This is a genomic window from Micromonospora sp. RV43, assembly GCF_001029515.1.
GTDB classification, from domain to species: Bacteria; Actinomycetota; Actinomycetes; order Mycobacteriales; family Micromonosporaceae; genus Micromonospora; species Micromonospora aurantiaca.
The window spans coordinates 1-7975 of record NZ_LEKG01000244.1 but is presented as its reverse complement, the minus strand read 5'-3'; the positions used below and the strand labels follow the sequence as shown (position 1 = coordinate 7975).

Annotated in this window: 7 protein-coding genes and 1 pseudogene; 7 read left to right on the top strand and 1 reads right to left on the bottom strand. The window is 72.6% G+C overall.

Annotation, left to right across the window (positions count from 1 at the left end; genetic code table 11):
* The first annotated feature begins 306 nt into the window (after window positions 1-306).
* Window positions 307-2037 (top strand): CTP synthase, encoded by a 1731-nt coding sequence (locus ABD52_RS34630; protein ID WP_013285590.1) that lies wholly within the window; start codon window positions 307-309, stop codon window positions 2035-2037.
* 34 nt (window positions 2038-2071) lie between these two features.
* Complete coding sequence (locus ABD52_RS34625) at window positions 2072-2677, top strand: NUDIX domain-containing protein (protein ID WP_047894506.1); 606 nt, start codon at window positions 2072-2074, stop codon at window positions 2675-2677.
* A 63-nt stretch (window positions 2678-2740) separates the two neighbouring features.
* Here ABD52_RS34625 and ABD52_RS34620 read toward each other — a convergent pair whose 3' ends face one another.
* Window positions 2741-3055 carry a TM2 domain-containing protein gene (locus ABD52_RS34620; RefSeq protein ID WP_225319689.1) on the bottom strand — a complete coding sequence of 105 codons (315 nt, stop codon included), beginning with the start codon at window positions 3053-3055 and terminating at the stop codon, window positions 2741-2743.
* 225 nt (window positions 3056-3280) lie between these two features.
* Here ABD52_RS34620 and ald point away from each other — a divergent pair, with 225 nt between their 5' ends.
* From ald to ABD52_RS41225, 5 genes and pseudogenes are all read left to right on the top strand, one after another.
* Window positions 3281-4396, top strand: coding sequence for an alanine dehydrogenase (ald, locus tag ABD52_RS34615; RefSeq protein ID WP_013285593.1), 1116 nt, complete (start codon window positions 3281-3283; stop codon window positions 4394-4396).
* An 11-nt stretch (window positions 4397-4407) separates the two neighbouring features.
* Window positions 4408-5379 (top strand): site-specific tyrosine recombinase XerD, encoded by a 972-nt coding sequence (locus tag ABD52_RS34610; RefSeq protein WP_013477406.1) that lies wholly within the window; start codon window positions 4408-4410, stop codon window positions 5377-5379.
* 194 nt (window positions 5380-5573) lie between these two features.
* Window positions 5574-6497, top strand: a complete 924-nt coding sequence (locus ABD52_RS34605) for a ParA family protein (protein WP_013285595.1) — start codon at window positions 5574-5576, stop codon at window positions 6495-6497.
* 41 nt (window positions 6498-6538) lie between these two features.
* Complete coding sequence (locus ABD52_RS34600; protein ID WP_047894505.1) at window positions 6539-7627, top strand: ScpA family protein; 1089 nt, start codon at window positions 6539-6541, stop codon at window positions 7625-7627.
* Between the two features lie 4 nt (window positions 7628-7631).
* Window positions 7632-7975 (top strand): annotated as a pseudogene (locus tag ABD52_RS41225) (SMC-Scp complex subunit ScpB); the annotation flags it as partial.

The window sequence follows — 7975 nt, the reverse complement described above, 5'->3', positions numbered from 1 at the left end:
CCGCCCGCCGGTTCGGGGAGGTGGCGGGGTCGAGGCCCGGTGGAAGGCACCACATCGGCGAGCTGGTGTCGATCAAGGGCCCGGACCCGGGCCGGACCCGGGCCGGACCCGGGCCGGAGGAGGGCCGGAGGAGGGCCAGGGGAGCGCCGGGGGAGGGCCGGCACCGGCCTCACGTGCGCCGACAGCGGGTGCGACGCCGGCTCACGGTCCGGATGGTGTTACCGTGGAATCCCGTGGATCGCGTGATCACTCTGCTGATCGGCACGGCGGTTCGCACGACCGCTACGGACGACACGGGAGCAGGCCTTGGCCCCAACAGCACGGACGACCAGGCACATTTTCGTCACCGGGGGCGTCGCCTCCTCGCTGGGTAAGGGCCTCACCGCCTCCAGCCTCGGCAGTCTGCTGACCGCGCGCGGACTGCGCGTGGTGATGCAGAAGCTCGACCCGTACCTGAACGTCGACCCCGGGACGATGAACCCGTTCCAGCACGGCGAGGTCTTCGTCACCGAGGACGGCGCCGAGACCGACCTCGACGTCGGCCACTACGAGCGGTTCCTCGACCGGGACCTCTCCGGCAAGGCGAACGTCACCACCGGCCAGATCTACTCGGCGGTGATCGCCAAGGAGCGGCGCGGGGAGTACCTCGGCGACACGGTGCAGGTCATCCCGCACATCACCAACGAGATCAAGGCCCGCATCCGCGGCATGGCGGACCCGGACGCCGACGGCCAGGTGCCCGACGTGGTGATCACCGAGGTCGGCGGCACTGTCGGCGACATCGAGTCGCTGCCGTTCCTGGAGTCGATCCGGCAGATCCGCCACGACCTGGGCCGGGACAACTGCTTCTACCTGCACGTGTCGCTGGTGCCGTACCTGGCGCCGTCGGGCGAGCTGAAGACCAAGCCGACCCAGCACTCGGTGGCGCAGCTGCGCAGCATCGGCATCCAGCCCGACGCGCTGGTGCTGCGCTGCGACCGGGAGATCCCGGAGAAGGTCAAGGAGAAGCTGTCGCTGTACTGCGACGTCGACCGGGAGGCGGTCACCGCCGCGCCGGACGCGCCGAGCATCTACGACATCCCGAAGGTGCTGCACCGCGAGGGCCTCGACGCGTACGTGGTGCGCCGGCTCGGCCTGTCGTTCCGCGACGTGGACTGGACCCGCTGGGACGACCTGCTGGAGCGGGTGCACCAGCCCCGGCACACGATCACCGTCGCGCTGGTCGGCAAGTACGTCGACCTGCCCGACGCGTACCTGTCGGTCAGCGAGGCGATCCGGGCCGCCGGGTTCGGCCACCGCGCCCGGGTGCAGCTCAAGTGGGTGCCCAGCGACGACTGCGTGACCCCGGCGGGTGCCGCCGCCGCGCTGTCCGGCGTCGACGGCATCGTGATCCCCGGCGGCTTCGGCGTCCGCGGCATCGAGGGCAAGGTCGGCACCGCCCGGTACGCGCGGGAGAACGGCATCCCGCTGCTGGGCCTCTGCCTCGGCCTCCAGTGCATGACCATCGAGGTGGCCCGGCACCTGGCCAACCTCGACGGGGCGAACTCGCTCGAGTTCGACGAGGAGGCCGTGCACCCGGTCATCGCCACCATGGCCGACCAGGAGGACATCGTCGCCGGGCGCGGCGACCTGGGCGGCACCATGCGGCTCGGGGCGTACCCGGCGAAGCTGGCCGAGGGCTCGATCGTCGCCGAGGCGTACGGCAGCACCGAGGTCAGCGAGCGGCACCGGCACCGGTACGAGGTGAACAACGCCTACCGCGACCAGCTCACCAAGGCCGGCCTGACCATCTCCGGCACCTCGCCGGACGGGCGGCTGGTCGAGTTCGTCGAGCTGGACCGCAACCTGCATCCCTTCTTCGTGGCCACCCAGGCGCACCCGGAGCTCAAGAGCCGCCCCACCCGGCCGCACCCGCTGTTCGCCGCGTTCGTCGGCGCCGCAGTGGCGTACTCGCAGGCCGACCAGCTGCCGGTGGACCTGGACGGCGCGTCGAAGAAGGCCGGCCGCGGCGGTGGCGCGAAAGCGTCCGCGAAGTGAGCGGCCGGTCCGCGCGGGCGCGCGGGGAGGCGGCGTGAGCGGCGTCGAGCACCGGTACGAGGTGACCGGCCGCCGGGAGATCTGGTCCGGCCGGATCTTCTCCGTGGTCAGCGACGACGTCACCATGCCCGGCGGCGGCAGCGCGACCCGCGACTACGTGCGGCACGTCGGCGCGGTCGCCGTGGTGGCGCTCGACCACGCCGGTCAGGTGGTGCTGATCCGCCAGTACCGGCACCCGGTCGGCCGGCACCTGTGGGAGCTGCCCGCCGGGCTGATGGACGTCGGCGGCGAGGACCTGGCCGCCGCCGCGCTGCGGGAGCTGGCCGAGGAGGCGGACCTGACCGCCGGACGCGTCGACGTGCTCGTCGACCTGCACAGCTCGCCCGGTTTCGCCGACGAGGTGGTGCGGGTGTTCCTGGCCCGCGACCTCGCCGACGTGCCGGCCGATCAGCGGCACGACCGGCACGACGAGGAGGCCGACCTCCAGGTGGTCCGCGTGGACCTGGACGAGGCGGTGCGGATGGTGCTGGCCGGCGAGATCACCAACGCGTCCTGCGTGGCCGGGCTGCTCGCCGCCGCCCGCGCCCGCGACACCGGCTTCACCGAGCTGCGCCGCCCGGAGGCGCCGCTGCCGCGCTGATCCGCAAACGACGAGGGGCCGCCCGGCGCACTGCGCCGGGCGGCCCCTTCCGTGCGCCTGTGGTCAGTCGCGCAGAGGGCGTCCCTGCCCGTCGACACCGCCGTTGACGAGGATCAGGATGCCGTCGACGAGGCCCCAGATCGCGCCGAAGCCGCACGTCACGAGCGTGACGATGAGCTGGATGACACCGGTCTTGGTGTCGCCCATGTAGAACCGGCCGATGCCGAAGCCGCCGAGCAGGATCTGAAGCACACCCGCGACGACCTTGCTCTTGTCGGAGACGCCCTGCGGGTACTGCTGATAAGGAGTGGTCATGAGCGGACACAATAGTGATCGGTTCACGTCCTGTCGGCCTCGCCGCTCAGCCGATGGGAAGATGTCATCGAACTTTGTCCTCTCGGCGGATGGCGTCTCCACCGGGCAGTCCGAGGCATGCCTGACACACCGTCAGGACCAGCGGGCACCGGATGTCACAGTGTCGCCGCCCGTGGGCTTCCCACGGGCCTAGACTGCCGCCGGCGGGACAGGCGGACCGCGCCGGCAACGGAGCCGGCGCGGCCGCGCAGTCGGGGGTGAGCCGCCCCGGAGGAAGGTGTCTGCATCGTGAAGGTCGGAATCCCCCGCGAGGTCAAGAACCACGAGTACCGGGTGGCGATCACGCCCGCCGGCGTCAACGAGTTCACCCGCCACGGCCACGAGGTCTTCGTGGAGGCAGGCGCCGGAGTCGGTTCCAGCATCACCGACGACGAGTTCGCCGCCGCCGGCGCGAAGATCCTGGCCACCGCCGACGAGGTGTGGGACACCGCCGATCTGGTGCTGAAGGTCAAGGAGCCGATCGCCGAGGAGTACCACCGGATGCGCGAGGGGCAGGTGCTGTTCACCTACCTGCACCTGGCCGCGTCCCGCGAGTGCACCGACGCGCTGGTCGACCGGAAGGTCACCGGCATCGCGTACGAGACGGTCGAGCTGCCCGACCGCTCGCTGCCGCTGCTCGCCCCGATGTCCGAGGTGGCCGGCCGCCTCGCCCCGCAGGTGGGCGCCTTCTACATGATGCGTACCGGCGGCGGGCGGGGCGTGCTGCCCGGCGGCGTCTCCGGCGTGTACGCGGCCAAGACCGTGGTCATCGGCGCGGGCGTGTCCGGCCTGAACGCCGCCGCCATCGCGCTCGGCCTGCAGTCCGAGGTGCTGCTGCTGGACAAGAACGTGGCCCGGCTGCGCCAGGCCGACGCCATCTACCGGGGCCACCTGCAGACCGTCGCCTCCAACGCGTACGAGATCGAGCGGGCCGTGCTCGACGCGGACCTGGTCATCGGCGCGGTGCTGGTGCCCGGCGCGAAGGCCCCGAAGCTCATCTCCAACGAGCTGGTCTCCCGGATGAAGCCGGGTAGCGTGCTCGTCGACATCGCCATCGACCAGGGCGGCTGCTTCGAGGACTCGCGCCCGACCACGCACGCCGACCCGGTCTACAAGGTCCACGACTCGATCTTCTACTGCGTGGCGAACATGCCCGGTGCGGTGCCGAACACCAGCACCTACGCGCTGACGAACGTCACCCTGCCGTACGCCCTCGAACTGGCGAACCAGGGCTGGCAGCAGGCGCTGCGCAACGACCCGGCGCTGGCCCTCGGTCTGAACACCCACGCCGGCAAGGTCGTCTACGGCCCGGTCGCCGAGGCGCACGGCATGGACGTGCTGCCGCTGGACGAGGTGCTGAGCTGACCGACGCCGCTGTGCGCAGGGCCGGCGCGGAACCCGCGCCGGCCCTGCGCCGTGCGGTCCGGACCTATCTGGACCACCTCACCGTCGAACGCGGGCTGTCCGCGAACACGCTCGCCTCGTACCGCCGGGACCTGGACCGCTACCTCGCCACATTGGCCGCAGCCGGGGTGGACGACCTGGCCGCCGCCGGGCCCGCGCAGGTCGAGGCCCACCTGGCCCGGCTGCGCGCCGGCGACGACGACCACCCGCCGCTCGCCGTCTCCTCCGCCGCCCGCGCGGCCAGCGCGGTCCGCGGCCTGCACCGCTTCGCGCTGCGCGAGGGACTCGCCGGCGCCGATCCCAGCCGCGACGTCCGCCCGCCCGCGCCGCCGCGACGGCTGCCCCGCGCGCTGCCCGTCGACGCGGTCCTGCGGCTGCTGGAGGCCGCCGGCACACCCGGCGCCAGCGGCGACGCCGCCGCCCGCGCGCTGCGCGACCGGGCGCTGCTGGAATTCCTGTACGGCACCGGCGCGCGCATCTCCGAGGCGGTCGGCGCGGCCGTCGACGACCTCGACCTGGACGCCGGCACGGTGCTGCTGCGCGGCAAGGGCGGCCGGACGCGGCTGGTCCCGGTCGGCGGGTACGCGGCCGACGCGCTGCGCGCCTGGCTGGTCCGGGGCCGCCCGGCGCTGCTCGCCGCCGGGCGCGGCACCCACGCGGTGTTCGTGAACGCGCGTGGCGGCCCGCTCACCCGGCAGGGCGCCTGGGCCGTGCTGCGTACCGCCGCCGCACGTGCCGGCCTGCCGGTCGACGGGCCCGACGCGGTCTCCCCGCACACGCTGCGCCACTCGTACGCCACCCACCTGCTCGACGGCGGCGCGGACGTGCGGGTGGTGCAGGAACTGCTCGGCCACGCCTCGGTGACCACCACCCAGGTCTACACGCTGGTGACTGTGGAGCGGCTGCGCGAGGTGTACGCGACAGCCCACCCCCGCGCCCGCTGAGTGCCGACGTGGCCGGACCTGGCTGACGGGCGGCCGACACGCCGACCCGCTACCGAACGCGCTGCTGGCCGGTGGCGTACAGTCGGCATCGGCGCGGGCCTCCAGGTACGACGGACCGGGGGTGCGCAGCGGCGCCGCGAGGGACGTCGGACGGCTCCGACGCCGGGTGGTCGTCGGGAGGGGGCAACGAGGACATGGCAGGAAACGGTGACCGTGCCGAGACCTGGACGTCGGAGCTCCGTGAGCAGCAGGCGACGCTCGGTGCCGATCTCGGCCCCGCCGACCCGGCCGCGTACACCATGCGCAAGCCGATCCCCGAACCCATGCCGACCGACCGGCACGGCCCGGCGCGGATCATCGCGATGGCCAACCAGAAGGGCGGCGTCGGCAAGACAACGACGACCATCAACCTGGGCGCGGCCCTGGCCGAGTACGGCCGCAAGGTGCTGCTCGTCGACTTCGACCCGCAGGGCGCCCTCTCCGTCGGGCTGGGCGTCAACCCGCACAACCTGGACCTGTCGGTCTACAACCTGCTGATGCAGGACGACGTCACCGCCGAGGACGTCCTCATCAAGACCGACGTGGCCGGGCTGCATCTGCTGCCCGCCAACATCGACCTCTCCGCCGCCGAGATCCAGCTGGTCAACGAGGTCGCCCGGGAGATGGCCCTGGCGCGGGTGCTGCGGACCATCCGCAAGGAGTACGACTTCATCCTGATCGACTGCCAGCCCTCGCTGGGCCTGCTGGCGATCAACGCGCTCACCGTCGCGCACGGCGTGCTCATCCCGCTGGAGTGCGAGTTCTTCAGCCTGCGCGGTGTGGCGCTGCTGCTCGACACCATCGACAAGGTGCGCGAGCGGCTCAACTTCGACCTGGAACTCGAAGGCATCCTCGCCACCATGTACGACAGCCGCACCACCCACTGCCGCCAGGTGCTCCAGCGGGTGGTCGAGGCGTTCGGCGACAAGGTCTACCAGACCGTCATCACCAAGACGGTGAAGTTCCCCGAGTCCACGGTGGCCGGTGCACCGATCACCACCCTCGACCCGGCCTCCTCCGGCGCGCGCAACTACCGGCAGCTCGCCCGGGAGGTCATCGCCGCCCAGGCGGACCGGTAGGGCGCACGCCGGCCGCCCGCCGCGTCGTCTACGGTTTCCCGGTGACCGCACCGCCCCTCGACCCGCCGCACGGCCCCGGCGACCCCGCCGTCGCCGCGGAGCTGGCCGCCGAGGTCGACGGTGTGGTGCCCGCCGAGCCGGGCACCGGCGAACAGACGAGTGGCTTCACGGTCCGGCTCGACAACTTCACCGGCCCGTTCGACCTGCTGCTCCAGCTGATCAGCAAGCACAAGCTGGACGTCACCGAGGTCGCGCTGCACAAGGTCACCGACGAGTTCATCGCGTACCTGCGCGCCATGGGCGACCAGTGGGACCTGGACGAGACGAGCGAGTTCCTGCTCGTCGCCGCGACACTGCTGGACCTGAAGGCGGCCCGGCTGCTGCCCTCGGCCGAGGTCGAGGACGAGGAGGACCTGGCGCTGCTGGAGGCGCGGGACCTGCTGTTCGCCCGGCTGCTGCAGTACAAGGCGTACAAGGAGGCCGCCGCGCACATCGCCGAGCTGGAGGCGGTCGGCGGCCGGCGCTACCCGAGGGCGGTCACACTCGAACCGCGGTACGCCGAGGCGCTGCCCGACCTGGTGCTCGGCATCGGTCCGGAGCGGCTGCGCAAGCTCGCGGTCAAGGCGATGAGCCCGAAACCGGTGCCCGAGGTCTCAATCGCCCACGTGCACATGGTCCGGGTCAGCGTCCGGGAACACGCCGGCATCATCGCCGACCGGCTGCGCCGCGCCGGGATCGCCACGTTCTCGCTGCTCTGCGCCGACTGCGAGATGACGCTCGAGGTGGTGGCCCGGTTCCTGGCGCTGCTGGAGCTGTACCGGCAGGGTCTCGTGGCGTTCGTGCAGGAGCAGGCGCTGGAGGAACTCACTGTCCGCTGGACCGGCCCGGCCGACGGCGAGGCCGAGCTGACAGTCGACGAGTACGCCGGCAGCCCCGAACCCACGACCACGTCCGTCCCCGCCGCGCCGCCCGACGACTCGGCTGCTCCGGCCGAGGACGCTGCCGCGGTGGCCGGCGATGCCGCCGAATCCGCTGGCGCCACCGTGCCGGGCGACGTCGCCGCAGCCGCTGCATCCGACGCCGCCGTGCCCACCGAGACGGCGGACGAACCCGCACCGACGCAGGAGTGAACGGATGAGCGACGAGGAACGGCGCGACTCCCTGGCCGACCAGGCCGCCGCCTGGGTGCCCCCGTGGGAACGGCCCGCCCCGCCCAAGCCGGCGCCGGACGACTCCGACGCGCCCGCCGAGCACCCGGCACCCGAGATCGCGGACACCGCCGGTTACCGGGAAGCAGATCTCGACGCGACACCGGATTCCTCGGCGGATCTTGGAAGCGAAGGGCCCCCAGAAGGGCCCATTCCTTCCAAGATCGCCACGGTTCAGGGGGATCTTGGTACGGGGACGCCCCTCGGAGGGCGGGACCGTACCAAGATCTCGGGAGAGGCCGGGACGGACGACGTCGGGCGGGACGTCGC

What these genes read in the sequence shown, in the direction of transcription:
- ABD52_RS34605 (WP_013285595.1), top strand. Translation starts at nt 5,574, where the DNA reads ATGGCAGGAAACGGTGACCGTGCCGAGACCTGGACGTCGGAGCTCCGT.